The sequence below is a fragment of the Geobacillus sp. JS12 genome (assembly GCF_001592395.1).
Taxonomy (GTDB): Bacteria; Bacillota; Bacilli; order Bacillales; family Anoxybacillaceae; genus Geobacillus; species Geobacillus zalihae.
The window spans coordinates 82,962-109,255 of record NZ_CP014749.1 but is presented as its reverse complement, the minus strand read 5'-3'; the positions used below and the strand labels follow the sequence as shown (position 1 = coordinate 109,255).

At 52.6% G+C, this 26,294-nt stretch carries 27 protein-coding genes and 4 pseudogenes; 12 read left to right on the top strand and 19 right to left on the bottom strand.

What is annotated here, in order from left to right; translation table 11 throughout:
- Positions 1-38: 38 nt before the first annotated feature.
- The 3 genes from A0V43_RS00665 to A0V43_RS00655 form a co-directional block, all read right to left on the bottom strand.
- Positions 39-1,439 (bottom strand): hypothetical protein, encoded by a 1,401-nt coding sequence (locus tag A0V43_RS00665; RefSeq protein WP_063192123.1) that lies wholly within the window; start codon positions 1,437-1,439, stop codon positions 39-41.
- 149 nt (positions 1,440-1,588) lie between these two features.
- Positions 1,589-2,803 carry an ABC transporter permease gene (locus A0V43_RS00660; protein ID WP_063192122.1) on the bottom strand — a complete coding sequence of 405 codons (1,215 nt, stop codon included), beginning with the start codon at positions 2,801-2,803 and terminating at the stop codon, positions 1,589-1,591.
- A complete protein-coding gene (locus A0V43_RS00655; RefSeq protein WP_063192121.1) occupies positions 2,800-3,537 on the bottom strand; it encodes an ABC transporter ATP-binding protein in 738 nt (245 codons plus the stop codon). The genes A0V43_RS00660 and A0V43_RS00655 overlap by 4 nt, the downstream gene beginning before the upstream one ends.
- A 466-nt stretch (positions 3,538-4,003) precedes the next feature.
- On the opposite strand from A0V43_RS00655, the gene A0V43_RS00650 reads away from it, so the two are divergent.
- Entirely contained in the window at positions 4,004-4,426 is a 423-nt protein-coding gene (locus tag A0V43_RS00650; protein ID WP_063192120.1) for an HIT family protein, read from the top strand.
- A 78-nt stretch (positions 4,427-4,504) separates the two neighbouring features.
- On the opposite strand, the gene A0V43_RS00645 is transcribed toward A0V43_RS00650, so the two are convergent.
- Positions 4,505-5,350 (bottom strand): peptidylprolyl isomerase, encoded by an 846-nt coding sequence (locus tag A0V43_RS00645; protein ID WP_063192119.1) that lies wholly within the window; start codon positions 5,348-5,350, stop codon positions 4,505-4,507.
- Positions 5,351-5,604: 254 nt separating this feature from the next.
- On the opposite strand from A0V43_RS00645, the gene A0V43_RS18400 reads away from it, so the two are divergent.
- Entirely contained in the window at positions 5,605-5,694 is a 90-nt protein-coding gene (locus A0V43_RS18400; RefSeq protein ID WP_021322511.1) for a YjcZ family sporulation protein, read from the top strand.
- 141 nt (positions 5,695-5,835) lie between these two features.
- Here A0V43_RS18400 and A0V43_RS00640 read toward each other — a convergent pair whose 3' ends face one another.
- On the bottom strand, positions 5,836-6,015 hold the full coding sequence (locus A0V43_RS00640; RefSeq protein WP_063192118.1) for a hypothetical protein: 180 nt from the start codon (positions 6,013-6,015) through the stop codon (positions 5,836-5,838).
- Between the two features lie 191 nt (positions 6,016-6,206).
- Between A0V43_RS00640 and A0V43_RS00635 the strand changes: the two genes are divergently transcribed.
- Positions 6,207-6,548: a YhaI family protein gene (locus A0V43_RS00635; RefSeq protein ID WP_011230157.1), complete on the top strand. Its 342-nt coding sequence runs from the start codon at positions 6,207-6,209 to the stop codon at positions 6,546-6,548.
- Here A0V43_RS00635 and A0V43_RS00630 read toward each other — a convergent pair.
- Entirely contained in the window at positions 6,541-7,146 is a 606-nt protein-coding gene (locus tag A0V43_RS00630; protein WP_011230156.1) for an HTH-type transcriptional regulator Hpr, read from the bottom strand. The genes A0V43_RS00635 and A0V43_RS00630 overlap by 8 nt on opposite strands.
- A 153-nt stretch (positions 7,147-7,299) precedes the next feature.
- Between A0V43_RS00630 and A0V43_RS00625 the strand changes: the two genes are divergently transcribed.
- Positions 7,300-7,488 carry a membrane protein YhzF gene (locus A0V43_RS00625; protein ID WP_013146234.1) on the top strand — a complete coding sequence of 63 codons (189 nt, stop codon included), beginning with the start codon at positions 7,300-7,302 and terminating at the stop codon, positions 7,486-7,488.
- A 351-nt stretch (positions 7,489-7,839) separates the two neighbouring features.
- Here the strand turns inward: A0V43_RS00625 and A0V43_RS00620 are convergent, their stop codons facing one another.
- The 7 genes from A0V43_RS00620 to A0V43_RS00590 form a co-directional block, all read right to left on the bottom strand.
- Complete coding sequence (locus A0V43_RS00620; RefSeq protein WP_063192117.1) at positions 7,840-8,364, bottom strand: tryptophan transporter; 525 nt, start codon at positions 8,362-8,364, stop codon at positions 7,840-7,842.
- A 95-nt stretch (positions 8,365-8,459) separates the two neighbouring features.
- The gene (gene serC, locus A0V43_RS00615; protein ID WP_063192116.1) at positions 8,460-9,542 is read right to left on the bottom strand and encodes a 3-phosphoserine/phosphohydroxythreonine transaminase; all 1,083 of its coding nucleotides are present in this window, start codon (positions 9,540-9,542) and stop codon (positions 8,460-8,462) included.
- 123 nt (positions 9,543-9,665) lie between these two features.
- A complete protein-coding gene (locus tag A0V43_RS00610; RefSeq protein ID WP_011230152.1) occupies positions 9,666-9,854 on the bottom strand; it encodes a sporulation YhaL family protein in 189 nt (62 codons plus the stop codon).
- Positions 9,855-9,964: 110 nt separating this feature from the next.
- The gene (locus A0V43_RS00605; protein WP_013523055.1) at positions 9,965-10,093 is read right to left on the bottom strand and encodes a hypothetical protein; all 129 of its coding nucleotides are present in this window, start codon (positions 10,091-10,093) and stop codon (positions 9,965-9,967) included.
- Positions 10,094-10,119: 26 nt separating this feature from the next.
- Positions 10,120-11,097, bottom strand: a complete 978-nt coding sequence (gene yhaM, locus A0V43_RS00600) for a 3'-5' exoribonuclease YhaM (protein WP_063192115.1) — start codon at positions 11,095-11,097, stop codon at positions 10,120-10,122.
- A gap of 118 nt (positions 11,098-11,215) precedes the next feature.
- Entirely contained in the window at positions 11,216-12,445 is a 1,230-nt protein-coding gene (locus A0V43_RS00595) for an ABC transporter permease (protein ID WP_063192114.1), read from the bottom strand.
- A complete protein-coding gene (locus tag A0V43_RS00590; RefSeq protein ID WP_063192113.1) occupies positions 12,438-13,337 on the bottom strand; it encodes an ABC transporter ATP-binding protein in 900 nt (299 codons plus the stop codon). The genes A0V43_RS00595 and A0V43_RS00590 overlap by 8 nt, the downstream gene beginning before the upstream one ends.
- Positions 13,338-13,486: 149 nt before the next feature.
- Between A0V43_RS00590 and A0V43_RS00585 the strand changes: the two genes are divergently transcribed.
- Complete coding sequence (locus A0V43_RS00585; protein ID WP_011230147.1) at positions 13,487-13,672, top strand: YhzD family protein; 186 nt, start codon at positions 13,487-13,489, stop codon at positions 13,670-13,672.
- 37 nt (positions 13,673-13,709) lie between these two features.
- On the opposite strand, the gene A0V43_RS00580 is transcribed toward A0V43_RS00585, so the two are convergent.
- From A0V43_RS00580 to A0V43_RS00565, 4 genes and pseudogenes are all read right to left on the bottom strand, one after another.
- Positions 13,710-15,215: a coproporphyrinogen III oxidase gene (locus A0V43_RS00580; RefSeq protein ID WP_063193769.1), complete on the bottom strand. Its 1,506-nt coding sequence runs from the start codon at positions 15,213-15,215 to the stop codon at positions 13,710-13,712.
- 214 nt (positions 15,216-15,429) lie between these two features.
- The gene (locus A0V43_RS00575) at positions 15,430-16,293 is read right to left on the bottom strand and encodes a Cof-type HAD-IIB family hydrolase (protein ID WP_063192112.1); all 864 of its coding nucleotides are present in this window, start codon (positions 16,291-16,293) and stop codon (positions 15,430-15,432) included.
- 133 nt (positions 16,294-16,426) lie between these two features.
- A complete protein-coding gene (locus tag A0V43_RS00570; protein ID WP_033024793.1) occupies positions 16,427-16,786 on the bottom strand; it encodes a YlbF/YmcA family competence regulator in 360 nt (119 codons plus the stop codon).
- A 71-nt stretch (positions 16,787-16,857) separates the two neighbouring features.
- Positions 16,858-17,990 (bottom strand): annotated as a pseudogene (locus tag A0V43_RS00565) (DUF445 domain-containing protein).
- 126 nt (positions 17,991-18,116) lie between these two features.
- Here A0V43_RS00565 and A0V43_RS00560 point away from each other — a divergent pair.
- From A0V43_RS00560 to A0V43_RS00545, 4 genes and pseudogenes are all read left to right on the top strand, one after another.
- Positions 18,117-19,193, top strand: coding sequence for a YheC/YheD family endospore coat-associated protein (locus A0V43_RS00560; RefSeq protein WP_063192111.1), 1,077 nt, complete (start codon positions 18,117-18,119; stop codon positions 19,191-19,193).
- 6 nt (positions 19,194-19,199) lie between these two features.
- Positions 19,200-20,266: pseudogene (locus A0V43_RS00555) on the top strand (YheC/YheD family endospore coat-associated protein).
- Positions 20,263-21,611 (top strand): annotated as a pseudogene (locus A0V43_RS00550) (YheC/YheD family endospore coat-associated protein). The pseudogenes A0V43_RS00555 and A0V43_RS00550 overlap by 4 nt, the downstream one beginning before the upstream one ends.
- Positions 21,605-22,771 (top strand): YheC/YheD family endospore coat-associated protein, encoded by a 1,167-nt coding sequence (locus tag A0V43_RS00545; RefSeq protein WP_063192110.1) that lies wholly within the window; start codon positions 21,605-21,607, stop codon positions 22,769-22,771. Before A0V43_RS00550 ends, A0V43_RS00545 begins: the two are co-directional and overlap by 7 nt.
- Here the strand turns inward: A0V43_RS00545 and A0V43_RS00540 are convergent.
- On the bottom strand, positions 22,731-23,132 hold the full coding sequence (locus tag A0V43_RS00540) for a hypothetical protein (RefSeq protein ID WP_011230138.1): 402 nt from the start codon (positions 23,130-23,132) through the stop codon (positions 22,731-22,733). The genes A0V43_RS00545 and A0V43_RS00540 overlap by 41 nt on opposite strands.
- 115 nt (positions 23,133-23,247) lie before the next feature.
- On the opposite strand from A0V43_RS00540, the gene A0V43_RS00535 reads away from it, so the two are divergent.
- From A0V43_RS00535 to A0V43_RS00525, 3 genes and pseudogenes are all read left to right on the top strand, one after another.
- Positions 23,248-23,436, top strand: a complete 189-nt coding sequence (locus tag A0V43_RS00535) for a hypothetical protein (RefSeq protein ID WP_063192109.1) — start codon at positions 23,248-23,250, stop codon at positions 23,434-23,436.
- A 239-nt stretch (positions 23,437-23,675) separates the two neighbouring features.
- Positions 23,676-24,565: pseudogene (locus A0V43_RS20850) on the top strand (PucR family transcriptional regulator).
- 128 nt (positions 24,566-24,693) lie between these two features.
- Positions 24,694-25,806 carry an ABC transporter ATP-binding protein gene (locus A0V43_RS00525; RefSeq protein ID WP_013146253.1) on the top strand — a complete coding sequence of 371 codons (1,113 nt, stop codon included), beginning with the start codon at positions 24,694-24,696 and terminating at the stop codon, positions 25,804-25,806.
- An 82-nt stretch (positions 25,807-25,888) separates the two neighbouring features.
- On the opposite strand, the gene A0V43_RS00520 is transcribed toward A0V43_RS00525, so the two are convergent.
- Positions 25,889-26,131 (bottom strand): hypothetical protein, encoded by a 243-nt coding sequence (locus A0V43_RS00520; protein ID WP_063192108.1) that lies wholly within the window; start codon positions 26,129-26,131, stop codon positions 25,889-25,891.
- Positions 26,132-26,294: the final 163 nt, after the last annotated feature.

Here is a 26,294-nt window from a genome sequence, read left to right as displayed (position 1 = left end):
CAAAAAAGCTGCCCCGGCCGCACGGGACAGCTTTCTGTTCAGATGAGAAACATGGCGACAACGGTCGTAACCACCAAGCCCACAGCAACAGGAATGAGGTTGCGGCGCGCCAGCTCAAACGGGTCAACCCCGCAGATCGCTGCCGCTGGAATGAGCGCCCACGGAACGAGCGTGCCGCCGCCGACCCAAATGGCGGCGATTTGGCCGAGCGCCGTCAACGTCGCCGCTCCACCGCCGATCGCTACAGAAAACAAATGGGCGACCGAACCGGCGAGCGAGATGCCGGAAAACCCGGAGCCATCAAGACCAGTAATCGCCCCAACGATCGTAAGTGTAACCGCTCCCACCTCATTGTTCAGCGGCACCGTATGAGCCAAGGCAACCCCTAAATCGTTGACGATGCCTTGCGATGTCTGCGGCAAGTAGTCGCCGATGATTTTCAAAAACCCCACATCGCCAAGATAGAAAAACGCGGCGATCGGAATAACAGGGCCGAACACTTTAAACCCGAACTGAAACCCTTCAATAAAGTAATGGGTCACTTCCGCAAAACTTTCTTGCCGATGGGCGAGAACGGAGATGAGAATCAAAATGAAAATCGCCGTCCCACCGACCAAGGCGGTCGCTTCCCCGCCTTGCAACCGCAAATAAAACATCGCGATGACATCAAGGGCGAACAAAATCGGAATCAACAGCGCAAGCCATTTTTTCGTTTGTCCCGTCAGGAAATGGCTTGTTTTTTCCAGCGTCGAATCGACCGTTGCAGCCATTTCCGCCTCCCCGCTTACCAGGCGCCCTCGCTTCATGTCACGGCGCAGCAAGGAAAACGCGGTGACCGTTGTGACGACCCCCATGACAAAAACAAGCGGAACGCTGGCAGCGATGACATCGCCGACCGGCAGCCCAGCGGCATCGGCCGTTAATTTCGGCGCCCCTTGGATGATAAAATCGCCGGAAAGCGCGATGCCATGTCCGAACAAGTTCATTGCCATCGCCGCTCCCAACGCCGGCAAGCCCACCCGGACCGCTGCCGGCAACAAAACGGCACCCATGAGAGCAACAGCCGGGGACGGCCAGAAAAACCAAGAAATGATCATCATCAAAATTCCGATCGTCCAATACGCCCAAGCCGGCGTACGGATGAAACGGACAAACGGCGAAACCATGACATCATTGATGCCGGTGGCCGACAACACTTTGCTCATCGCCACAATAATGGAGATGACTAAAATCGTCGGCAATAGCTCCGTAATGGCGTAAATAAAGCTGTTAAACACTCCGCTGACCGCCGCGCTCAACGAATGGGTAGCGACCGCCGCCAATAAAAAGATGCCGGCAATGCAAATGAGCGATGTATCTTTGCGGGCGACCATAAACCCAATAATGAGCACGATGAACAGCAAGTAAATCCAGTGCAGCGCTACAAGCTCTACACCCATGATTCATTCCCCTTTCTTCCCGACTTCCAGCCTGACCGCCGGACATGCGCCCAGGCCAGTGTACTACAGCATATGAAGCGGGAAAAAAGGTGTGAAAGCTTTGGCCATCCATTGAAGAATGAAAAACGCCGGCGCCAGCGCAAACAGCGCTAGCGTCCGGCGTTCTGCCCACGCTGCAGGCGCACGTACCGCCCTGCCGTCCAAAGCCCCCATATATTTCCGCCAAGCCAAGTGGCGAGCCAAAGAAGGCGCGGGGAAACAGCCAACAGTACGAGATGGAATATCGTATTTTGCCCAATCAGCAGAATGGAAAGCAACCGAACCGCCGCAGCATCCGGTTGCGCCTGCGGCAACGGGTACAGCCGCGGCCATAGCAAATAGCGATGATGGGAAGGCAGCGCGGCCAATTGAACAGCGGTCGCGTAAAGAAACAAAAATGCGATGCCCGCCCGCCCGTATTGGTGATCGATCACAGCCAGCATGACGCTTCCAATGGCGGTGAGGCGGACATACAGACCAGCATACCCGCCGGTGCGCAAAAACGTGCGGGCATACAAATGAAAAAACACATGCCGCTCGTCGTACGGTATCAAAGCGAGCAGCGAATCAAGCCAGCGCCGCCGCTTCGCCGCCTCCCGCCATTCCGGAACGTCGGTAAACAAGTTGGCCAACCGGTAAAACGCCGTGACTGCTCGCTGTTCTTCCGCGATGATCCGTTCCCATTTCCATGTTTTACCTCTGGCCGATCTTGACAAACAGATGGACAGAACAACCATCAAACCGACCAAAACAACGAAAAATGGCCATGGGGCTGCAACCAGCACCAAATAAACGAACACCGCCGCTAGGCTGAAACGGGTAAAGGCGCCAAAGCGATGAAAAGACGGATCGGCGATGTAGCTTCCTTGCCAACTGGCCCATAAGCTCCATCCTTTGAAACAGAAAAGACCGAACAAAAAAAGCGGCCATGGCACCGGAGAAAAGCGAGCGTGAAGTGGGCCCGCCAACAGCAAAAGCAAAGAAAGGCCGTACGCCTGCCATAACCATGAGACGAAAAACGCCCGCTGAATATACGGACCGAGCCGTTCTTCCGCCGGCAACAAAAACACCGCATCCGCCTCGCGGAACAAGGTGCGCACCGATCCAGCGGCCGCCGCCCAGCCGAACACGACCGCCGCAATAGCCGGATACGGAAACGAGTCAGGAAGCGCCGCCGCAAAGCGCTCGTACATCACCGCTATGCCGCCAAGCACAATGATCAAACCGACGAGCAAATGGTCGTTGAACATATAGCGCAAGTAGCGGACCCGTTTTCGCCATTCCGCTTGGAAACGCTGCTTCCAAAGACGGCGGGCGTCAATCATGGCGCATCGTCCTTTGTCAATTCGACGTACAGTTCATCAAGCGACGCCCCCCAGAGCCCGAACTGGCGGCGAATGTCATCGAGCGTCCCTTTGGCTTTGACGCGGCCGTTGTGCAAAATCACAAATGAGTCGCAATACCGCTCTGCCGTCGCTAAAATGTGCGTCGACAGCAAAATGCCCGCCCCCTTCTCTTTCTGTTCATTCATTCGCTCAAGCAGGGCGTGAATGGCAAGCGGATCGAGGCCGAGAAACGGCTCATCGATGATATAAAGCGGCGGTTCAAGCAAAAAGGCGCATACAATCATGACTTTTTGCTTCATTCCTTTCGAAAAATGAGCCGGAAACGAGGAAAGCCGCCGCTCCAATCGAAACTCGCGAAGCAGCGGCGGAAGGCGGCGTTCATACTCTGCTTCGCTCAACCCGTACGCCATCGCCGCTAGACGCAAATGTTCCTCAAGCGTCAATTCTTCATACAACACCGGCGTTTCCGGGATATAAGCAAACTGCCTTCGATACGTTTCCGGCCCGTCCGCAAGCCGATAGCCGTTAATGGAAATCGCGCCGCGGCGCGGTTCCATCAAGCCGATAATATGTTTGATCGTCGTGCTTTTGCCCGCTCCATTTAGGCCGATCAAGGCGACCATTTCGCCGCGGTCGACCGCAAACGTCACGTCTTCAAGCACGTTTTGCGCCGTGTAGCCTCCGGATAGATCCTTCACTTCTAAAAGCGTCATCGTCCGCTCCCTTTCCGTTCTGGCCTTTGTCCCCATTGTACCAAACGATAGCCTCGCTTACCAAAAAAAGATCACACCGTTCTTTTGCATAAACTCACTCAAGCCGGGCATGATAAATAGCGAAGAGGGGATGAGGAATCAAAAAGTTGATGAACGATCCATCCGAAATGGGGTGTTCGTCAAAGACACCGTTGTGAGCCGCAAAACGTTGTAAACGTTCCTAGGAAGCGACCATCGCATTCGTTGCTGGGAAGCAACGAGCCTGTCCAAAGGGGATGGTCACGTTGAACAAAGGAAGCGCTCACGCCGAACCAACTTTTGTTGCAAATGGGGTGTTCATCAAACGCACATTTGCTTGAATCATCCTCTCCCCTTTTCACCAACCGGGATGTAACCTGCGTTGCGGGATTACATCCCGGTTTTTTTATGGTAAAATGAAGAAAATAGGAAGGAAAGGGTGACCACAGTGAGCGATTGCATTTTTTGCAAAATCATTAACGGCGAATTGCCTGCGGCGAAAGTGTACGAAGACGACCATGTGCTCGCGTTTTTGGACATCAGCCAAGTGACAAAAGGGCATACGCTTGTCATCCCGAAAGTACATACGGAAAACATTTTCACCCTCACGTCGGAGGCGGCCAGCCAACTGTTTCGCGCAGTGCCGACGATTGCCAATGCACTCAGACGAACATTTTCCCCGGTCGGGCTCAACTTACTGAACAACAATGGCGAGCAAGCGGGGCAGACAGTGTTCCATTACCATCTTCACCTCATTCCACGCTACGGCAAAGGGGATGGGTTTGGCGCGGTCTGGAAGTCGCATGCAAGCGACTATACACCCGCTGACCTGCAGGCGATCGCGGCCGCCATTCGCGAACAGCTCGGCTGATCTCCCGTTGTTGAACAGCAGAAAGGTCAAGCCCACAAATAAAAAAAACGGAAGCAGGGATGTTCTGCTTCCGTTTTTTTACTGTTTTCCTTGCTGCCCGATTACATCTTGCAAATCTTTGTCTTTGATCTCAACACCGGCATCTTTCACCAGTTTGTCCACTTTTGACTGCATCGTCGTAGGATCAAGCTTGTTCCGTTTGACTTCAAACGCAATTTCGTCTTTCATTTCGTTGAACGACTTTTTCTTTTCTTTGTCCGTCACTTTAATGATATGGTAGCCGTAATCCGTTTTCACCGGATCGCTCACTTCGCCGACTTTCAGCTTATAGGCGGCTTCTTCAAACTCCTTGACCATTTTCCCTGGGCCAAACCAGCCTAAATCGCCGCCGTTGGACGCCGAGCCCGGATCTTGGGAGTATTCTTTGGCCAACTTGGCGAAATCCTCGCCTTTATCAAGCTTCGCCTTGATTTCTTTTGCTGTTTTTTCATCTTTGACCAAAATATGGCTGGCGCGAATTTTCGGCTTGTAGTTGTCATAATACTCCTTCAGCTCTTTCTCCGTCACTTTTATGTCTTCAACGGCCGCTTTCGTCCGCAACAAATCGAGCTTGACCATTTCGCGGATCACTTTTTCTCCGTTCTGCTGCACGGCCAAATCATATTGCGTTCCATACGCCTCCTTGATTCGTTCGATTTCGCGGTCGATCTCTTCATCGGTTACCTTGTATTTTTTGCTCAACACTTTTTCGTCAATCAAATCACGAAGGACGGATTTGCCGACGCGCTCTTTCATCTCATTATAAAATTCGTCTTTCGTAATATTGCCGTTTTTCGTTTCCACAATCGCTTCCGAACCGTCGTTGCTGCAGGCCGACAAAGCCATGAGCGAAACGACGGCAGCGGCCATCATCCATTTTTTCATTCGCTTCACAACTCCTACATCTTTTTTCGATTGAATGTTCCCACGCTTTCAAGCGGCGCGGATCGAATGGCGCCCAAGAGCGCCCAAGAAACAACATGCTCGCCTTTTCAGCCACGACAATAACTATACCATATTTCCATCGAAAAAAAAACCTCTTTCCGCTTTAGTCATCCGCCCATAACATGCACGCTTGCCATACATATGATGAGGATGAAGCGCTCGACAGGCTTCTTCTTGCCGAAAGGGGTGTTACGATGAGCGCACCTTATTCCGGAGGCTTTGCGTTGATTGTTGTGCTGTTTATTTTGTTAATCATTGTCGGCTGCGCCTGCGTCATCTACTAAACGAAAGAGGGTGCTCCCGCAAAAGGAGCACCCTTTTTTGCCGCCTTCCTTGAAACGAAGGGAGAGGCAACGACAATGGAACTCGCTCCATCAAAAGGAAAACATAACAATCCCCGCATCAACCGTTAGAAGAGAGAAAAGTTATGTAAACAACACTTCAAAGTAAGAAGAGATTAATAAAATCGTAATCAGGACATTGATCGTGCGAAAAACCGCCGGCTGCTGCTCCTCCGGGATGTCACGTTGCGCGCAAAGCGAGTATGTGAGCTGGTTGATAAAAAATAAGACCACAACCGCCAGGAGGATGAAAGAAAGCACCAAAACTGTTCCCCTCCTCTTTGATTCTTCGCCAAACGCCGCCCATGGCTTTAACTTTACATCGTTCATGGCAGGAAATCAATCATTTTTCTTTTTCCGGACACAAACCGATTTTTCTATTGGTGAATGCGCACAAATTCGGTAAAATATACGTAAAAACGGTCGCATTTTCGTCACCAAAAGGAGCACGATATATGGAATCGTTGGAAAAGCGAGTGGCCAAGCTGGAATTTCACCAGTCTCTGCTGATGGAAATGATCGACGAAACGAAAAAACCATTTTATTCCCTCATCATCCGCGCGGATTTGACCAAAGAAGAAGTCGACGCCTTCTTGGCGTTTTGCCAAGAGCTTGCCGACCAATACGAACAGCAAAAAGCGGAAGGATTGACGATTTTCACTCCCCTGCTCGTGCAGTTTGCTGGGATGCTTCATCCGAACCTTCCGCTGGAACAGACTGTTGACGCTCTTTTGGCCCAACAAATGTTTGTCCCGCTGATGACCGAGCTGAAAACGCTCATTCGCACCATCAGTTAGCCTGGCTGGCCAATTCTTTCTCGTGCTCTTCCGTTTTCGGCTTTCGCTTGACAAGTTTGCCGTCCTGCTCGATAAAGTCTTCTTTAATGTTTTCAAACGCCCGCTCAAAAATTTCCATGAAATCATCGCCATAAATATTGCGGACGATGCACATCATTTCTAAAATTTCTGGAAACTTTCCGTACAACTCGCGCAACGGCAACGCCCCATTGAAAACGGCATTTTTCGTCGGGTCATACGTCTCCATCAGCTTCATCAACACTTCTTCGCCTTTTTCCGTCAACTCAATGTACGTATTGCGCTTGTCATCCTGTTTTTTGGAAAACGAAAGCAATCCTTTTTCTTCTAATTTCTTTGAGAAGTTGAACGCCGTCGACACATGCATCACACCGAACTTGGCGATTTCCGAAATCGAGGCCCCTTTGAAGTGGTAGGCGATCCATAAAATGTGATGTTCGTTAATGTTCAAGTCAAACGGCTTGATCCACCGTTGCCAATCTTTTTCAATGGATTTCCATAGCGCTTTGCTCAGCTGGGCAATTCGTTGGCTGAATAACATCGCCTCTTTGATGGAATAATGCTGTTCTGTCGCTTTCATCGTTCCACCCACTCTTCCCTCACCGTATTTTTTACTCTCCATTATATCAATAAAACAAAAAGGAATAAAGACAAAAGTATTTATTTTTATGATTTTTTTGCATATTCATAGTAGTAAGCATAAGGCGCTTAGCGCATACAGGAGGAGAATGCCATGGTGTATATACAATGGCTGCTTATCGCTGTCGGATTCTTATTTTTCTGTCTTTTTATAAACGCATTTTTCGCCTTATGGAAAGCGCGGGCGTACCCGCCGAAAGCATTGCTGAAAGAACGGACTTTGCGCTATATTGGAATAGCGTTCATTTGCTTGCTCACCGCTTGGCTTCTCAGCTATGTCTAATACGCGTTAAAAACAAATGGAGCATAACACGAGTGTTGATGATCCATTATTTTACTAAAAGCACAGAATCATTTGACTGAACACAAGCTTTTCTGCCTCTTCCCTCGAACAAGAACGCCGGCGGGCAAATGTCATTTGCCCGCAAAGCGTTCATTGTTCGAGGAAGGCATGCGTACAGCATGCCCAGTCGGCAAGCGGTTCGCTTGCCGACTACGGCAGAAAAAGCTGATAATAGAGCGATTTCAACTGGTTTTTAATGGTTAATCAACACGCCTGAGAGCATAAGTATTTTTTCCTACTCTCTCTTTGATAGCAAAAAACCCGACCAGCCATGATCGGGTTTTTCGCCGTTTACACGTGCGCTGTCACGTTCATCCGTCGGAAAATCGACGATGCGATCGGATAGATGACGGCCATCGCCACGGCGTTCAACGCCGCTGTCGGCAACACGATGGTGACAAACAGCGCCGAAAACGTCGCTCCGCCCGGCAACCCGACAAGCAAGAGCGCCGCAGCCAAAAACACCCCGCCGGAAATGACCGTGCCGACTGCCGCCAGCACTGAAGCCCCAATGACCGTTTGGCTGTATGCTTTCATCAAAGTCGCTAGGGCAAACACGACAAAGGCGGTGATGATCTTATCGATCATATTCGGCAGCTGTCCGCCCGGGAACGTCGTCGTCATGGCTGAGATCAAGCCAGTGACGACGCCGACAAGGCCGACCGCTTTGACGTTCGGAAAAAGCAAAATCGCCAAAAACATCATCGCCAGCATCATATCCGGCTTCATTCCGAAAAATAACCCCGGAATGACCGCGTGCAACACGGCTCCGATTCCGACTAACAGCGCCATCGATACTAATGCTCTCACATTCATGCTCATCTCTCCTCATCTCTCCTCGTCTATATCTTTTGCTCGAGAATTTTTCTATCATTATATCACTTTGCAGTGTAAAAGTGAAGAAGAAATTTTCAGGCAAAACGGCGGCGGAACTCGTTCATGAACGACGCGAGCGCTTCGCACGCCTCAAGCGGCACCGCGTTGTAAATCGACGCCCGGCATCCGCCGACCGAACGATGTCCGCCGAGCCCGACAAAACCGCGTTCTTTCGCCTCGGCGAGGAACATTTTCGTCAGCTCCTCATTTGGAAGCGTAAAGGTGACGTTCATGAGCGAACGGCTCCCCTTTTCGGCGTGCGGTTTGTAAAAGCCGCCGCTTTCATCAATCGCCTCATACAGCACGGCCGCCTTTTGCTGGCTGCGCTCTTCCATCGCCGCCACACCGCCTTGCTCTTCGACCCATTCGAGCACGAGCGACAGCATGTAAATCGCAAACGTCGGCGGTGTGTTGTACAGCGAATTGCTCTTCTGGTGCGTCCGGTAATCAAGCATCGTCGGCAGCCCGTCCGGAATGCGCTCAAGCAAATCGTTGCGGAGAATGACAACCGTGACTCCTGACGGGCCGAGATTTTTCTGCGCCCCGGCGTAAATGAGGGCAAATTGACTGACATCGAACGGACGGCTTAAAATATCGCTCGACATATCCGCGACCAAGTCAACCGGCGTGTTCGGAAATTCCTTCCATTGAGTGCCGAAGATCGTGTTGTTTGACGTAATATGGACATAGGCGGCGTTTTTCGGCCATTGGACGTCATCAAGCGGCGGAATATACGTGTAGTTCGCTTCTTTGCTCGAAGCGACGACCGTTGTCAAACCGATTTTTTGCGCTTCTTTCAGCGCTTTCTCCGACCACGCCCCGGTCAGCACATAACAGCCGATTTTCCCTTCCGTGAGGAGGTTCATCGGCACCATGGAAAACTGCAAGCTCGCCCCGCCTTGCAAAAATAAAATGTCATATCCGTCCGGCACGCCAAGAAGCCGCTTGAGCCGCTCTTTCGCCGCATTATGGACAGCCTCGTATTCCTTGCTTCGGTGGCTTAATTCCATCACCGACATGCCGGTGTTTTGAAAATTAAGGAGCTCTTTTTGCGCCCGCTCAAGCACCGGAAGCGGCAGCGCTGACGGGCCGGCGTTGAAGTTGTACGCGCGTTTCATTGTCATCCCTCACTTTGCCTCCTGGTAGTCCGTTGATATTACTATCCTAACACGATTCAAAAAAAAAGAAAGAGAATTTTTTGAAAAAAGCGTTTTCAAAAATCAAAAAAAGAAAGCCCTTGGCTATTGCAAGGACTTCGCTTGTTTCCGCCGCTCGCGCTCCTTTCGGATGCGCTCCATGTAAATCTCCCCTTCTTTTTCAATAAATGCTTCGTCAATTTCCCGCTCGCGCGCCGCCGTTTTTACGGTCATATAGCCGCTGAAAATAATACCGGCAACAACCAAATACACCCACCAAGGCAAACTGAGCATCGCCATTCCCCCTTGTATGCTTGTCTTGTCTTAGTACACTATACGCGCAACAAGGGGCAGTATGCATGGAGAAAGAGGCGGGAAAGCCGCCTCTTTCTTAGGGACAACGCTTATGCTTCGTTTCGCTTCTTCTTTGTTTTCTTCTTCGCTTTCTTCCACTGTCGGCGCAGCTCGTTCAACTCTTCTTTCGCCTGTTCATACTGAGCCGTCGGGACGATTTCAATGATCGGTTCGATCATGATCCATCCCTCCCTTGGTCCGCCCCTTACTCTTTACTACCCGCGTTTTTTGGCTTTGAAACAGACAAAAACGCCGGTTTGTAAAACGAGCGATTGTCAAGGGCAAAGACGCGTTCGGTGAATTCACCTGGTTTTACTTTCTCAAGCGCACGGTCGATCATCGTAATTTTCGCATCCAAATTGTCAATGTAATGAAGCACCTCGGCTTCTTTGACAAGCGGCGGCTTCGGGCTGCCCCATTCCGCCTTGCCATGATGCGCGAGCACAAGATGCTGCAAAATGATGACTTCTTCCCCTTGAATGCCGAGCTGTTCCGCCGCCTTGCTGATCTCGCTCACCATGATCGAAATGTGTCCGAGCAAATTGCCTTCCAGCGTATACACCGTCGATACCGGACCAGATAATTCCATCACTTTGCCAAGGTCATGCAAAATGACGCCGGCATAAAGCAAATCTTTATTGAGCGACGGATAGAGATGGATGAGCGCCTTGGCGAGTTCAAGCATCGACACGACGTGGTACGCCAGTCCGGAGATGAATTCATGATGGTTTTTCGTCGCCGCTGGGTACTCAAAAAACGCCTTTTCGTATTTTTTCAACAAATAGCGGGTAATGCGCTGGATGTTCGGATTTTCCATCGCAAATATGTATTCCATGACTTTCGCCTTCATTTCCTCGCGGCCGAGCGGAGCCTTCTCCAAAAAGTCATCGATGCGCACGGCATCGCCCGGATGAGCAGGACGGATCGAACGGATGCGCAGCTGCAATTTGCCGCGGTAGTTATGGATGTCTCCCGCCACTTTGACGATGCACTCCGGCACATACCGCTCTTCGTCATCCGGCGAGACATCCCACAGTTTCGCTTCAATGTCGCCGCTTTTATCTTGCAAAATCAACGTCAAGAACGGCTTGCCGTTGCTGGCGATGCCTTTCGTTGCGGATTTGATGAGCAAAAAGAGATCAACTTGTTCCCCAACCTCATAATGGATGATGCCTTTCGCCACTTCGTTCTCCTCCGTTTCTCTGTACGTACTTTCTAGTATATCATAACGGTTAGAGGGCAAAAAGAAAGCCTTGCCGAAACGGCAAGGAAACATTAGCCCAAACGTCCCGTCACGCTGTTTATTTTTTTGTTAGCTGAATGGCCTGTTTTATATCCTTGAAAATGTTCATTCTCCCATACATCAGCACACCGCCTCGATACACTTTGGCGCCAAAATAGATCAGCAAAACAATCGTCGCCACCAAAAGCACAAGGCAAAGCGCCACTTCCCACCCCGGCACGGACACGAGGCCGATGCGCAAAAACATGAGCATCGGCGCGAAAAAAGGAACGAACGAAGCGCCGGTCACGAACGCCGACTCTGGGGCATTCAAGCCAAACATCGCGATCATAAAGGCAGCGACAACCAACATCATGACCGGCGTAATCGCCGGCTGCACGTCCTCAACCCGGCTGACGAGCGAACCGAGCACGGCAAACAGCACCGCGTACAAGAGGTAACCAAGCAAGAAAAAAACGAGTGCATACACAAAGATCGATGCCGGCAGGTGGTCCAATCCGAGGAAACGCCACACTTCCTGCCCGCTCGTTTTTAACGCGGCGAACGCGACGGCGAAAAAAACGAAAAATTGCGTCAAGCTGACAAGCGCAACGCCAATGATTTTGCCAAACAGCTGTTGGACTGGCGGGACGCTTGACACTAAAATTTCCATCACGCGCGACGATTTTTCCGTCGCCACCTCCGTCGCGATCATGCCGCCATACATCAAAACGAACATATACATCGCGAACAGAAGGACATAAACGAGAGAGCGCGCTTCGTTCAGCTCCTCTTCCGTCTTCGCGTTTTTTTCCAATGCCACCTTTTGGAACGGAACCGGTTTGGAAAGCTCCGCCATTTGTTCATCCGTCAGCCCGAGTTTAGCGGCTGAAAGCGCTGTTTTCAGCTGGCTCAGCGCTCGTTCCAGCTCCTCAGGCGTCTGATTGTCCACAATCGTATTGGCATAATACACCGCTTCCGGCAATCCTTCCGCATCCCTGGACAATACGAGCAATCCGTCCCATTTGCCTTCTTTGACTGCTTCTTTCGCTTCGTTTTCCATATCCGTAATTTTTGTCAACGCGATTTGGTCATGGTTTGCCTGCTTCTCAAGCGGACCGTACAAAGATCCCGTGCGGTCAATGACCGCGACATGAGTCTTTTCATCACCGGTGAAAAACTCGATGATCGACTGAATGTTGGCCACCCCGATGATCAACAGGCAAGTGATGGCAGTGGTCACCAAAAATGCTTTCGCCTTCAGCTTCGTCTGATACGTATGTACCGCCACAAGGAAAAACTTATTCATACGCCGCACCTACTTTTTCAATAAAGATATCATTCAGGGACGGTTCCTCCAAGGCAAACAGACGAACCGCGAATTTTCCTGCTATATGACCGAGTATCGCTTGCGCTGCCTCCTCATTGGCGATTTGCAGCCGCACCCCTTCCGCCGTCCTCTTCCACTGCAAAACGCCAGGAAACCGCGCCAATTCTTCAAACGGCCCGTCGCCTTGAATAACAAGTATTTGTTTGCCAAACGAGCGTTTCAGTTCACGCAGCGCTCCCGCCACCACCGCGCGGCCGCGGCGCAAAATGCAGACATGTTCGCACAGCTCTTCCACATGTTCCATCCGATGACTCGAGAAGACAATGGTCGTGCCGTTCCGTTTTAAATCAAGCACCGCTTCTTTCAACAGTTCAACGTTCACCGGATCAAGACCGCTGAATGGCTCATCCAAGATTAATAGCTTCGGTCGATGAAGCACAGCAGCGATAAACTGGATTTTTTGCTGGTTGCCTTTCGACAGCTCCTCCACCCGCTTGTTGGCGTAATCGCGGATATGGAAGCGCTCGAGCCAGCGGTCGATTTCCGGAAGAAGATCCGTCTTTTTCATTCCGCGCAACCGCCCTAAATACAGAAGCTGCTCTTGCACTTTCAGCTTCGGGTACAACCCGCGCTCTTCCGGCAAATAGCCGATCAGATGGCTTTTCGAGTCATCAATTGGTTCGCCTTGCCAACGGATCACCCCTTCCGTCGGGAGCAGAAGGCCTAAAATCATGCGAAAGGTCGTCGTTTTTCCCGCTCCGTTCGCCCCAAGCAATCCGAACATCTCCCCTTCTGGAACCGTCAACGTCAAATGGTCGACGGCCGTCGCCTGACCAAACCGTTTCGTCACCTCAATGATCTCTAAACTCATCCACATTCCCCCAACGTAAAACAAATTTTCCACCCACATTATTAAAACGTACAATCTTAAAAAAAGTTTCAGACAGAAGCAGGAATTTGCCGATCCAACCTCTAAATGAAAGAGAAATGAATGATGATTCAGCGAAAGGAGATGGTGACATGCCGATGTATACGTTGACCGCTTTTGAACGCAACGGGGAAAAATTGCTCGATGAAACGTTTGAAGCAGCCAATGATGAAGAAGCGAAAAAAATCGGTGAACAAAAGCTGCGCGAGCGCGGCTGTTGGGACAAAACACACCGTTGCGTCAATGCCAGCGGCAAGCTCATTTTATTTCACCGCTAATCAAAACACCCCGGGGTTGTTCCCGGGATGTTGTTATTTATCCAAATATTTCCTTTAATATATTGATTTTCTCTTCCGTATATTCGGCGAAATGCTCGTTGTACACTTTCGGCTCTTTTGGGTTCGCCTGGCGGGTGATGTTCCGCGTTTTCGGATCAACGAATTTGCTTGACGCCCCGCAGCCAAGGCCGATGATCGACTGTTGCTCTTCCATAATCATGATGTTGTAGATGCTCTCATTCCCCGGCAGCGCGTAGCCGACGTTTTCAAGGTTGCCGAGAATGTTTTTTTGTCGATACAAATAGTAAGGGACATAACCGTGTTCCTTTGTCCATTCTTGGGCCGCCTTCATCATCGCCTGCACTTCCTCGCGGCTGGCGACTTTGTACTTTTGTTTGTTCTTTGTCATTTCCGACGCCCGCTTGAACGACAGCGTATGAACGGTCAGCGACTCGGGCAGAAGCCGTTCCGTCTGTTCAAGCGTATACACAAACTCCGGCAGCCCCTCGCCCGGCAGTCCGATGATTAAGTCCATGTTGATGTTGTTCATCCCCATCTGCCGCGCCAAGTGGAACTTCTCAATCGTTTCTTCAACGGTATGATGGCGCCCGATCGCTTTTAACGTCTCCTGAATGTAGGATTGCGGGTTAATGCTGATGCGGTCGATCCGCCACTTTTTCAACACTTCGAGCTTCTCCGGCGTAATCGTATCCGGACGCCCGGCTTCGACCGTGATTTCGCGGACGCGGTCGACGTCTGGAAATACGTCATACATATGAGCGTACAGCCGGTCCATCTCGTCAGCCGTAATGCTCGTCGGCGTCCCGCCGCCGTAGTAGATCGTCGTAATGCGAATGCCGCGCTCGCGCAAAAAGCGGCCGACCGCCTCCATTTCGTAATGAAGGCCGGCCAAAAAGGCGTCGACCGACCCTTGGCGGCCGTTGATGGCGTACGCTGGAAATGTGCAATAGGCGCATTTCGTTGGGCAAAATGGAATGCCGATATAGATGCTCACTTCGTGAGCCAAATCGTACAAATCCGGCACGACCGTGAGCTGGCGGTCCACGATCGCTTGCATTAATTCGATTTTTTCGTTTGTCACTAAATACTCTTCTGCCAGCTTCCGATGCGCCTCTTCTTTCGAAAGGCCTGAGCGCAAAAGCTGATGAAGCAGCTTGACCGGACGCACGCCGGTCAGCACGCCCCACGGCTGAATGAGGCCGGTAGAACGCTCAAGCAACGTCAAATAGACATGCAAAACGGCGTTTTTCAGCTGTTTTTCGTACGTTTTCCCGTCAGCATCCGCCGGCGTGCTGCATTCATGACGCGCTTCCTCCACGCGCCCGGACGTCTTGTCAAGCAGCGTCCCCGAAACAGCGACGCCCCCGTCTTCCTTGACGGAAAACATAGCGGCCATATCAGCCTCAGGAAGCGGCGCGAACGACAGCTCCGGCGCTTCGAAAAACAGCTCAGTCATCACCTCAAGCGGGCGTCGAAACCGTTCCGGATGCGGCAGTCCTTGAATTTCAATCCGCACGTTCATCACCTTTTCTTTCAAACTTCTTTCAGTGTACTGAACGGCTGTTTCCTTCGTCAAGCGGAAGAATGCACCTTTGCCGCCGACTTTATGGAAATGACTCCCGCCCGGCCAACTAGATTAAAAAAGCCGGGCATTCGCTCCGGCCTCATTTTTATGATTTTCGTGAAAACGGCAAGCGCCAGTTGTCCGCTCACGGTTCGCTCCCCGCTCAAGCTTCTTACTGTTTCGTTTTGAGTTTTTGCAAAAACTCGATCCGTTGCTGTTTGCGGAAATGTTCTTTCACCATGTAGGCGACGCCGAGCTGTTCATTCGAACGCGTCACCCAGTCGGCCGCCCGCTTCACCTCGAGCGGCGCGTTCCCCATGGCAACGCCGAGCCCAGCCGCTTCAATGGCGGGCAGATCGTCAAGGCCGTCGCCAATGACGACCGTTTCCTTCAGCGACACGCCGAGATATTGAGCAAGCCGGCGCAGCCCCGCTAGTTTAGACACTCCTTGCGGGACAATTTCCATTTTTCCGTTTGGCTGCATAATCATATCAATGGACGGAATCGATTTCGTCAATAAAGCGGCCGCTGCATCCCTCTCTTCGTCTGTAGCAAAATATACATCAATTTTCGGCACAGCGATCGGTTCGTCCATCAACACGTCGCCAAGCGAGTCGACAAATTGGGTCGGATAGAAAAACGGGTCGCTTGAGGAGAGAACCGTTTGCACGACAAGGTTTTTCTTCACTTTCTTCCGATTGCCGAGCGAATACCGCTCATGCATGAGGCGGATGTTGCAGTTGAAGTTTTCCAAAATTTGCACGATATTAAACGTCCGCTCCTCAGGGATCACGGCGTCAAACAGCCGATCATCAAGCGTTCTGGCAATCATCGCTCCTTGGAATGCAATGAGCATCCCATCAAGCCGCAGCGCTTTCGCCACTTTGCGGGCGGAAAGCAAATTGCGGCTCGTGATTAACGTAACATAAACTCCTTTTTTCTTCACATAGTCGACCGCCTCTTTCGTTTCGCGCGGCAGGCGGCCGTTGTTTTTTAAAATCGTTCCGTCAATGTTGAGCGCCAACAGCTTATACACGGCTGTCTCCCCCTTTTGTCCGTCTCAACCTCTCTTGCCGCCGCCAGCAAGCTGGCGGCGGCTTTGCATTCCTTATCATTTTCATGACTATGACGAAACGGACAAAAAAAGAACACCCGACCGGGTGTTTTTCCTATCTTCCTTCCATGAATGAACGGTGCAGCTCCTCAAGCGGCTTCATGGCGATTTGCTGAACTTCAGCGATCGTCATGCTCATTTGCTGCTCGAGCGCCATCAGGCGGGCGAGTTTCTCGTTTTGCTGGGCGAGCGCCATCGCCTTTTGCGCCTGTTCGATTTCATCAGGCAAAATGGCCGCCCCGCGCATCTGTTTTTCATGGAGCCGAAGCTGGATGTCGCGGACATTCGCGAACATTCGATAGGCGATTTCATCTCGGCGGACATCTTCGTATGCCCGTTTCAGCTGCTGAAACGGCTCGCTCGCCCGAATCGCCTGCTCAAGCTGTCTAGCGAGCGCATGAAGGGGTTCAGACATAAAAAGAGCCTCCTATACGAATATCGTTCACGTTCTAACGTATGCGCCATCTGACGGCGATATGCCACAGCCTACAGCCATAAGCCAATGACGCCTTGAACGGCGCCGATCAGCCCGCCAAGCAAGGCGCCCAAATACGTAATCATCTTTAGCTCGCGGCGGGCAATCGATAAAATGATCGCTTCCAACCGTTGCAACGAAAATGACTCTACTTGTTCACGGACGATATCTTCAAGACCAAGCTGCGCCACGATTGCCTCAATCTTGCCGCTAAGCAGGCGGCTGGCTGCTGCCGCCGCCTGCGGAATCAGGCGGTCAAATAATGGTTGCTCGTACGGAGCAATCAGCTCATCAAGCGAGCGATGCAGCCAGCCGCCGCTTTGCACCAAGCGGCGGACAGCCGACCGCACCGCTTCATCGATGCGCCGGCGGCCGATCATCTCTTCCACGGCTGCAAGCGGATAGTCCAACCATTTGTTCCACTCCGCCCAAAGAAGGCGGAAGAGCACCTCTCTTGTGCCAGCATGGCGCAAAAATTTACCGAGCTCCGCCTGCACCTTATCGACGAAATGGACATTGCCAAGCAGCATCTGCAGCATATTTCCAACCATCCCACGCTCTTGGAAAAAACGCTCAATCATGCTGGAAATCTGCTGCTTTCCCTCCTCGCTGCGAAAGTAGTCAAGCGTCCTGTCGGCCAAATAACCCGCTAGACTTTCGACGCGCGCTTCCATTGTCTGCTTCAACTCCGCTGGCAATACATCGCGTATCGGCCGCAGACGCCACGTTTCGCTCCACCGTTCGTACGCTCGCTCAGCTTGCTCGGCCGCCATCGCCTCGAGCCGCTCGGCGGGAGAGCGAATACCAAGGCGTTCAAGCAACTCAGCCGGCGTTTCTTTGCGCGCAAGCCACTTTCGAAGCCATTCCCGCCCCACTCGGCCATCTCGGCCGTAAAGGACGGATCCATGAGTTTGCGCCGCAATCCTTCCGGCGTCACCAAATGCTCCACGACCGTTTTCCCGAGCTGTTCGGCCAGCTCCCGCCGCCGCTTTGGAATCAATCCCGGCGTAAACGGCAGCCGTTTTCCAAACACGTACATCGGCTCATATGGGCGAAACAGCATCACGATGGCGATCAAATTCGTCACCCCGCCAATGAGCGCCCCGACCGCCACCATAAACAGCAAATAAACGAACGTTTCCATCCTCTTCTCCTTCCGTCCCCGCCGCTGTCACCAAACGGCGTCCGTCATCATACGATGGCGATATAAACGTTTGCCTAATTGTTCATTATAGAGCTTGCCTGACGAATGCGCAAATGAGGGACTGCGATGAGCAAACAACGAACGATGGCTGTGCTGACGGAAATCAATGAAACAAGTGAACGGGCTGCCTTTGGATCCATCCATCATTTTTGCGAGGAATTGGCGGCATATGCTAGAAAGCGTGGTCTCTTTTTTTACGTATCCTCGCCGGCGCTTTACTTAGAGGGAGTCGGCTATCAGTGGACCGAAAGCGGATGGGGCAAGCGGGACGTGCCTCCAGCCGATGTCGTTTACAATCGCCTTCACTCGCGCAAGCTCGAACGCTCCCCTTTGTTTGCCGAGCTGCTCGCCCGGCTTGCCGAAGAAAACGGGATGATGTTCAACCATCGCTTTTTGCATAAATGGGAAGTGCACTGCCATTTTGAGCGGCACGAGTACTTGCACCCGCACTTGCCGAAAACGGCGCTCTGGAGCGGTCAACATACGCTTGAGGCGTTCCTTGACGCTTTCCCATCCGTCTTTCTCAAGCCGATCTATGGCAGCCAAGGGCGAGGGATTTTCTGCCTCCAACATTCGGACGACGGAATTTGTCTTCGCCATTCCACTTCCGCTTCAACGTCCGTATATCGTTCGATGGACGCTTTAGCTTCCGCTTTGCGGCAACAAATCCGAACGCCGATGATCATCCAACAAGGGCTTGAACTTCGCACCCTCGACGGCCGCCCGGTCGATTTTCGCCTGCTTTGTCATCGCGTCCGCCACCATGATTGGCGCGTCACTTCCGCCGTCGCCCGCATCGCGCCGCCCGGCCAATTCGTGGCCAACCTTGCCCGCGGCGGGGAGCTCATGGCGGTCAATGACGTCTTGCGGAAGTGGTACACGAGAGTTGACGCGTTCCAGCAAAAACAGCTTCTGAGAGAAATCGCACTGGAATCCGCCGCCGTTCTCGCCTCGGAAGCGGAGGGACTGTATGGAGAGTTTGGCGTTGATCTTGCCATTGACATCCATGGCCAGCCGTGGATCATCGAGGTGAATACGAAGCCGTCGAAACAGACGGATATGGCCGCTTCCTACCAATCGGTTCGCCCGTCGGCGAAGGCGATCATCGACTATAGTTTGACATTGATGGAGGAAAAGGAGTGAACCGTTTTGCTTTCACTTGGTTTTGTCACCCTTGACGAACAGCAAGACCACACGTATTGCACGGAGGTGGCGAAATGCGCCAGACGCTACGGCATTTCCGTCTGCCGCTTTTCACCGCTATCGATCGATCCGCAGACGGAAAACGTCCGCGGCTTTCTCTTTCAAGAGGAAACGAACGAATGGACAAACGCCGTCTTTGCCATTCCGCCATTTTTATATGACCGCTGCTTTTACGGCCATGATGAGCGGTCCAAAAAAGCAAAACCGATTATGAACTGGTTGAAGCAGCGACCTGACCTCACGTTTTTAGGCTATGGCCTGCCGGGCAAATGGGACGTATATGAAGCGCTCTCCTCTCACCCGCTCTTGTCCGCATACGTGCCTCCGACTGTCCGTCTTGAGCGCGCCGATGATGTGCTTGCGCTTCTCCGCCGCGAACAAGCCGCCATCGCCAAGCCGGTGCACGGCTCCGGGGGACGCGGTATTGGCATCTTTCAAAAGAAAGGGAAGGCGCTGTCCGTCCAAGACAGTCACGGTCAAGAACAGGCCGTCATTGCCCGCCGAAGCGAGCTGGAACAACTCCTCGCCTCTTGGAGCCGCCGCGGCGAGTATGTCCTGCAGCCATTGCTTCAGCTATCAACCCCGGAGGGTGAACCGTTTGACCTCCGCATTCTTTTGCAAAAGGATGAAAACGGACGCTGGGTGGAGCGGGTGCGGGCCGTGCGAGTCGGCCGACCGGGGGCATGGGTGGCCAACGTCCGCGCCGGCGCGGACATTCGTCCGTTTTCCGAGTGGCTCGACCGCCTTTCCTCTTCAAAACGTCTCTTCGTGCTCGATGGCGTTGAGACGATCATCCGCACGCTGCCAGTTTATATAGATCACATGTTCGGACCTTTGTTTGAAATCGGCTTGGATCTTGGCGCGACCGACAACGGGGCGGTGTGGATTTTGGATGTCAATTCCAAGCCGGGGAGAAAAGTGGCGCATCTTCTGCCCCGGAGCAACAAAACGAACTGTACGAAGCGCCGCTTCGGTATTGCTTGTTTTTGGCCAGAGGGGGAAAAAGCCAATGACCTACACGTTGATCATTGACGAAAAACAAACCAATACGGTGATTCTTCCCGCCACGCTCCAAGCATCTAGGCAAACATCAGCCGCGTTCGGCAGCCTTGTCACCCCATGCCGGGTCATTTCTTCCCCCGTCTTGTCGACCGTGTGATTGTGTCGCATGACGTTGCCCGATGCTTGTCGATCCCATTTGCCGCTGACGTTCATGTCTTTTTGACCGATGAAACGGTTCACTTCGGGCCGCTTGTCGGCATTTTGACCGCCGGATTCACAAAGTCGCTCCACCGCCCAGTCGGCAGCCGGAGCTTCTTTTTTGCCAAGTTGCTGGCGCAAGAAAAGCAAGTCGGCGGATTTGCCTTTTTGTTTGGCGCGCCCCATATTGACTGGGAAAACGGCATGACGAACGGCTATTTTTACACAGAGCGCGGCTGGGAACGCCATACGGTGCCGTTGCCGAATGTCGTTTACAACCGGCTGCCAAACCGGCGCGTCGAAAAGGAGGAAGCGTTTCAAACGATGACGAAGACGTTGCAAACCACCTACGGCATCCCGATCTTTAACGGGTGTTTTTTCAACAAATGGGACATTTACCGCCGGCTCGCTCTTCATCCGAAGGCGCAGCCGTATTTGCCGGCGACGTCCGCCCACGTGACGCAGCACACCATTGAGCAGTTTCTTGCCCGCTACCGTGAAGCGTACATCAAGCCGGCCGACGGCAGCCTCGGCCGCGGCATTTATCATGTAGCGAAAAAAAACGCCTATGAATGCCGGTTCCGCGATGAAAGCGGAGAAATCCAAACAGTGCTGTTTCCGACCGCCATGGCGGTGTGGCATCATTTGCTCGCCCATGCGCCGCTTCACCGCTATGTCATCCAACAAGCGGTTCCGCTTCTTGCCGTCAACGGCCGACCGGCTGATTTCCGCGTTCACGTTAACAAAAACGAACACGGCATATGGCAAGTGAGCGCCATCGCCGCCAAAATTGCTGGAAAACAAAGCATCACGACCCATATGAACAGCGGAGGCATCGTCAAAACGCTGGAAGAAATTTTCCCGGATGCCGTCGAGCGCGAAATCATGCTCGCCCGTCTTTCTGACGCCGCCCTTACGCTCAGCCGTTGCCTTGATGAAGCATCAGAAACGTTGATCGGCGAAATCGGTTTTGACCTTGGCGTTGACCAACAAGGAAGGATTTGGATGTTTGAAGCCAATTCCAAACCCGGACGGTCGATTTTTAAGCATCCAAAATTAAAGGACGCAGACGAACGAACAGCGCGGTTGCCGCTCGCTTACGCCGTCCACCTCAGCAAAACAGCCATCACCGAACCCGAGGCGCTTTGGCCATGCTGACGATCGGCTACCGTCCTGACATCGGGGAGTGGGTGTGCAACAGTCCGGGCAGCCCTTATCGATTCGGCAGCGGCTGGGTTGCTCCCGCCGCTGTCCTTCCCGATCTCGTCTTTCCCGTAAGCGAGCAATATGGACGGGTGGGACCGCTCGTCGGCGTGCTGGTCAGCGCCTCGTCCCTTTCCGCTTTGCTGGCTGGGAAAAAGCCGTGGCTTGAAACCGTCATCCGCTCCATCCACAAAGCCGGCGGCATCTCCGTCGTCAGTGCGGCCGCCGGCATCGGAGAGAAAACGGTCTCCGGATATGTATTCGTTCCGACGCTTCATCGTTTCATCGAAGCGGCCGCTCCACTGCCCGATGTCGTCTACAATCGAGTAAAAAGCCGCGAAGAAGAAGAAAGCGAGCCGTTTCAAACGGCGGCTGCCCAGTTGAGCGCCCATGGCGTTCCACTTGTCAACCGCTCTTTTTTCCGCAAATCGGACGTTTATGACGCGCTGCGGTCCGACCGCCGGCTCTGGCCGCATCTATTGCCGACGGCGCCTGTCCAAACAGCGGCCGATCTTCGCGCTTGGCTCCGCCAATACAGCTGCATTTACTTGAAGCGGGATGACGGCGCCAGAGGAATGGGGCTGTTTCGTCTCACCGCCTTGTCGGAGACGGAAGCCATTTGCGAATATCCGGGCGGCCAAAAACGGTTCTGCTCGCTCGATGCGCTCGCATCACTCATTCAGTCCGGCCGCTACATCGCCCAAGCATTGGCTGAAACGGACGAGTGGAATGGACGCCGCTACGATTTGCGCGTGCTCGCCCATTGGCACAACGGCCGCCATACGATCACCGGCATCGGTGTTCGTTCGGCCGACGTCGAGTCAGTGACGACCCATGTGTTTCATGGCGGAACCATCCTCCCGTACAAAGAAGTCAAGGAACGCATCGATGAAGCGGCGCTCGAGCGGCTTATTGCCTTGAGCGGCGCACGCCTTGGCGAACGGTTTGGCTTTGTCGGCGAGTTTTCCGCCGACATCGGCGTCGGAAGCGAACGCGAGCTTTACATTTATGAAATCAACGCCAAGCCGATGGTGTTTGATGAGCCGGAGATCGAAACGCGGCGGCTCGAGAGGCTCAATCAGCTGTTTGCCGAGCTCGCTCATCGTACGCCATAGCGAGAAACTGGCCGCTGTAGCGAAGCGCCTGGCGGAACACAGCATCAACCGCTTGTTTGGCGGCTCCATTTAAGCTTTGGCAGACGTTCTGGCATAACATCGCTTTTTCCCACTCAGCCGCCGCCATGGCTTGCAAGAGATCACAACGAGGTGCGCCTGCTTTGCTTTGCTCTCTTTCCGCTCGACCGTCGGCGTTAGCCCCAGCAACTAAATAATGCACGTATTGCCAAAGTTTACGCTGCCGCTCGGCTTCAGCCAAATAGACCGCCCATGCCTCATCCGTTTCCATCTCAGCGAGCTGCCGGGCTTTTTCTTCCGCCGCAGCGGTTGTTTCGAGCAATTTTTTGATCAGCATGATCATCGCGTGCCGCCCCTTTCTTCCCGCTTGTCCTCTTTCATCCATATGAATGGCATGGATAGCGTATGCCTCTTTTGGACAAACTTTAGGAAAAACGATGAGAGGAAGGAGCGAGATGATGGAACGAAATGAAGCCGAGCGCCGGGATTCATTGTACGAAGGGCGCGATGAATACTATATGGACATCGACCGCATGATCAACGAAGGGATGGCCGGAGGTGCTGTGTACGGCCACGGCGATGACGTCAACATGGAGGAAGCGCGCGATCTTGTCAAAGAAGAGCCGCCGTACGAAGCCGGCCAGTAAACGGAGCCGATTTTCCCGCCTCGGGAAAGTCGGCCTTTTGTTTTATGAAGCCTCTCCGCCAATGCGTTAGGCAGGGATCGTTCGAAACGACCGCTGTTGGCCAGGCCGCCCGTTCATCCTGCGGCTTTCCTGCTTTCATCCATTGTCTTTCTTTCCATTCGCGGGGATTTGGTATAATAAAAACAACGCCGATTCCTCTTCGGCGTGATATCATCCTTGACGGAAAGTGGTGCGCCGCGATGCTAAAAGAGCTCGAATCGCTTTATGAAGGGGACATCGTCATCAACGGTCAGCCGGAACACCCCGAAGATTACGAATGGTTTTATACCGCCGATGGTGATGAGATCGGCATCGCCAAGCATCGATTGACAGAGCAGGAGCGGCGATTGCTGGCGCTTTTTTTCACCCCGCCGAGCGCCGACGCGAACCGGAAAGCGAAGAGGAGCGGGCATGGAAACGATGGATGGCAACCGGCGACCCAGCCGCGCTCGCTCGGCTCGCTGCTCCGTATTGCCGGTTCATTCATTTTACAGCCAGCCGGCCGATCACCAACAAAGAGGAGTTTGCTGACGCCGTTCGCGGCTTATTTTCCTCCCCGGTTGCCATCGTCTGGGAACAAGATCGGCGCGGGCTGATCGTCGAAGCGAAACAAAAGCGGACGACGGAGCCGCCTTCGTTAGCGGACATGGCGGAGGCGCTCGCCGCTGATTTTTATACGGCCATTCATTTCTTGATCGGCCCAATCCGCTCCGTCGATGAACGGCTATATGAATCGTTTCTCCTTGAAAAAGAGTGTTTTTCCGCCGCTCGGCGCTTTTGGCCGAAACGAACGGTGTACGAATGGGAAGACGTCATTCCGCTTCCGCTCTTTGAAGAAGGAGCAGTCAGTGAGAAAGCTCACCAAACCCTCTCGTTTCTTGACGGATTCGACGAAGAGGAAGTGCGGGCGATGGAGACGTTTTTGCAATGCAACTTAAACGTCTCGATGGCAGCGAAAAAGCTGTATATGCACCGCAATAGTTTGCAATATCGAATCGATAAATGGGCGGAGCAAACTGGTGTTGACATCAAACGGTTCAAAGGGGCGGCAGCCATCTATTTGGCTATCTTGCACCGGCGCCGTTCGTAATCCCCCGCTTTTTTGTCATGTCGCCGAAAATCGGCGGCATTTTTTGTGCACCTCGTCCATTTACGAATGTTCCTATTTTTCTATACACTAATGGCAAGAAAACGATTTCGGCGATGAGGAGGATGGTTATGGCAGAACTCATTCTTGATCATATTTACAAAATTTACGACAACAATGTGGTCGCCGTCAAAGACTTCAATTTACATATTCAAGACAAAGAGTTTATCGTATTTGTCGGCCCGTCCGGCTGCGGCAAATCCACCACGTTGCGGATGATCGCCGGCCTTGAGGAAATTTCCAAAGGCGATCTTTACATCGACGGCAAACGAATGAACGATGTGCCGCCGAAAGACCGCGACATCGCCATGGTGTTCCAAAACTACGCCCTGTATCCACATATGAGCGTCTATGACAACATGGCGTTCGGTTTAAAACTGCGCAAATTCCCGAAAGCGGAAATTGAAAAACGCGTCCGCGAGGCGGCGCGCATTCTTGGGCTCGAGCAATATTTGGACCGCAAACCGAAAGCGCTCTCCGGCGGGCAGCGGCAGCGCGTGGCATTGGGACGGGCCATCGTCCGCGATGCAAAAGTGTTTTTAATGGACGAGCCGCTCTCGAACTTGGATGCGAAACTGCGGGTGCAAATGCGCTCGGAGATCGCGAAGCTCCATCAGCGTTTGGAAACGACGACCATTTACGTCACCCACGACCAAACGGAAGCCATGACAATGGCCACCCGTCTTGTCGTCATGAAAGACGGCGTCATCCAGCAAGTCGGAACGCCGCGCGAAGTATACGAAAAACCGGAAAACATTTTTGTCGGCGGCTTTATCGGTTCACCGGCCATGAACTTCCTTCGTGGAACGCTCCAAGACGGCAAGTTTGTCGTCGGCCAAACATCATTTGGCATTCCGGAAGGAAAAATGAAAGTGCTGCGTGAGCAAGGGTATGTCGGCAAGGAAGTGATTTTAGGCATTCGTCCGGAAGACATTCACGACGAACCGCTCTTCCTTGAAGCATCTCCGGCGACGAAAGTCACCGCTCTCGTCGAAGTCGCCGAGCTGCTTGGCGCTGAATCGATGATTTATTTTAGCATCGACAACCAAGAATTGGTCGCTCGCATCGACGCCCGCACGGAAATCAAGCCGGGCCACCGAATTGACCTGGCGCTTGATATGAACAAAGCGCATTTCTTTGACGTTGAAACGGAACGGCGCATCCGGGCGGCGGATGAAAAGTAACCCCCATTGTTGTTCATATAGATTCATTCGAAGGCGTTCCGAAAAAAACGGAACGCCTTTCCTTTCCACTCCATCAACAGCCTTATTCCTTGATAAAACGCACTTCCTCCTCATGGCAAGTCGGACAGTAAAACAAATGAACACATTCATGATTCGTATACGTGCGCAAATAGCCGTCGACAAGTTTCATGACGTCCGCATCCATGTACGGGCTGTAGTCATCGAAATAATCTGTAACTTTCCCATGATCTTCCATTGGTTGACGGCAGTAGCTACAATACACCGTCTCCCGGCGCAGCCCGTTGCACAGCGGGCATACATTCATGTTGCTTCCTCCTCTAGGATGTTCCTTATCTTTACATATTCCCTAATGGTGACAGCGGTAAAACGTTAAAAATTCCCATATTCTCCCCATGCATAACAGGCAAAAAACGTCCCAAACTATGAGTACCGCCAGCGAAACCACCCATCCGTTGCAACAGTGACGC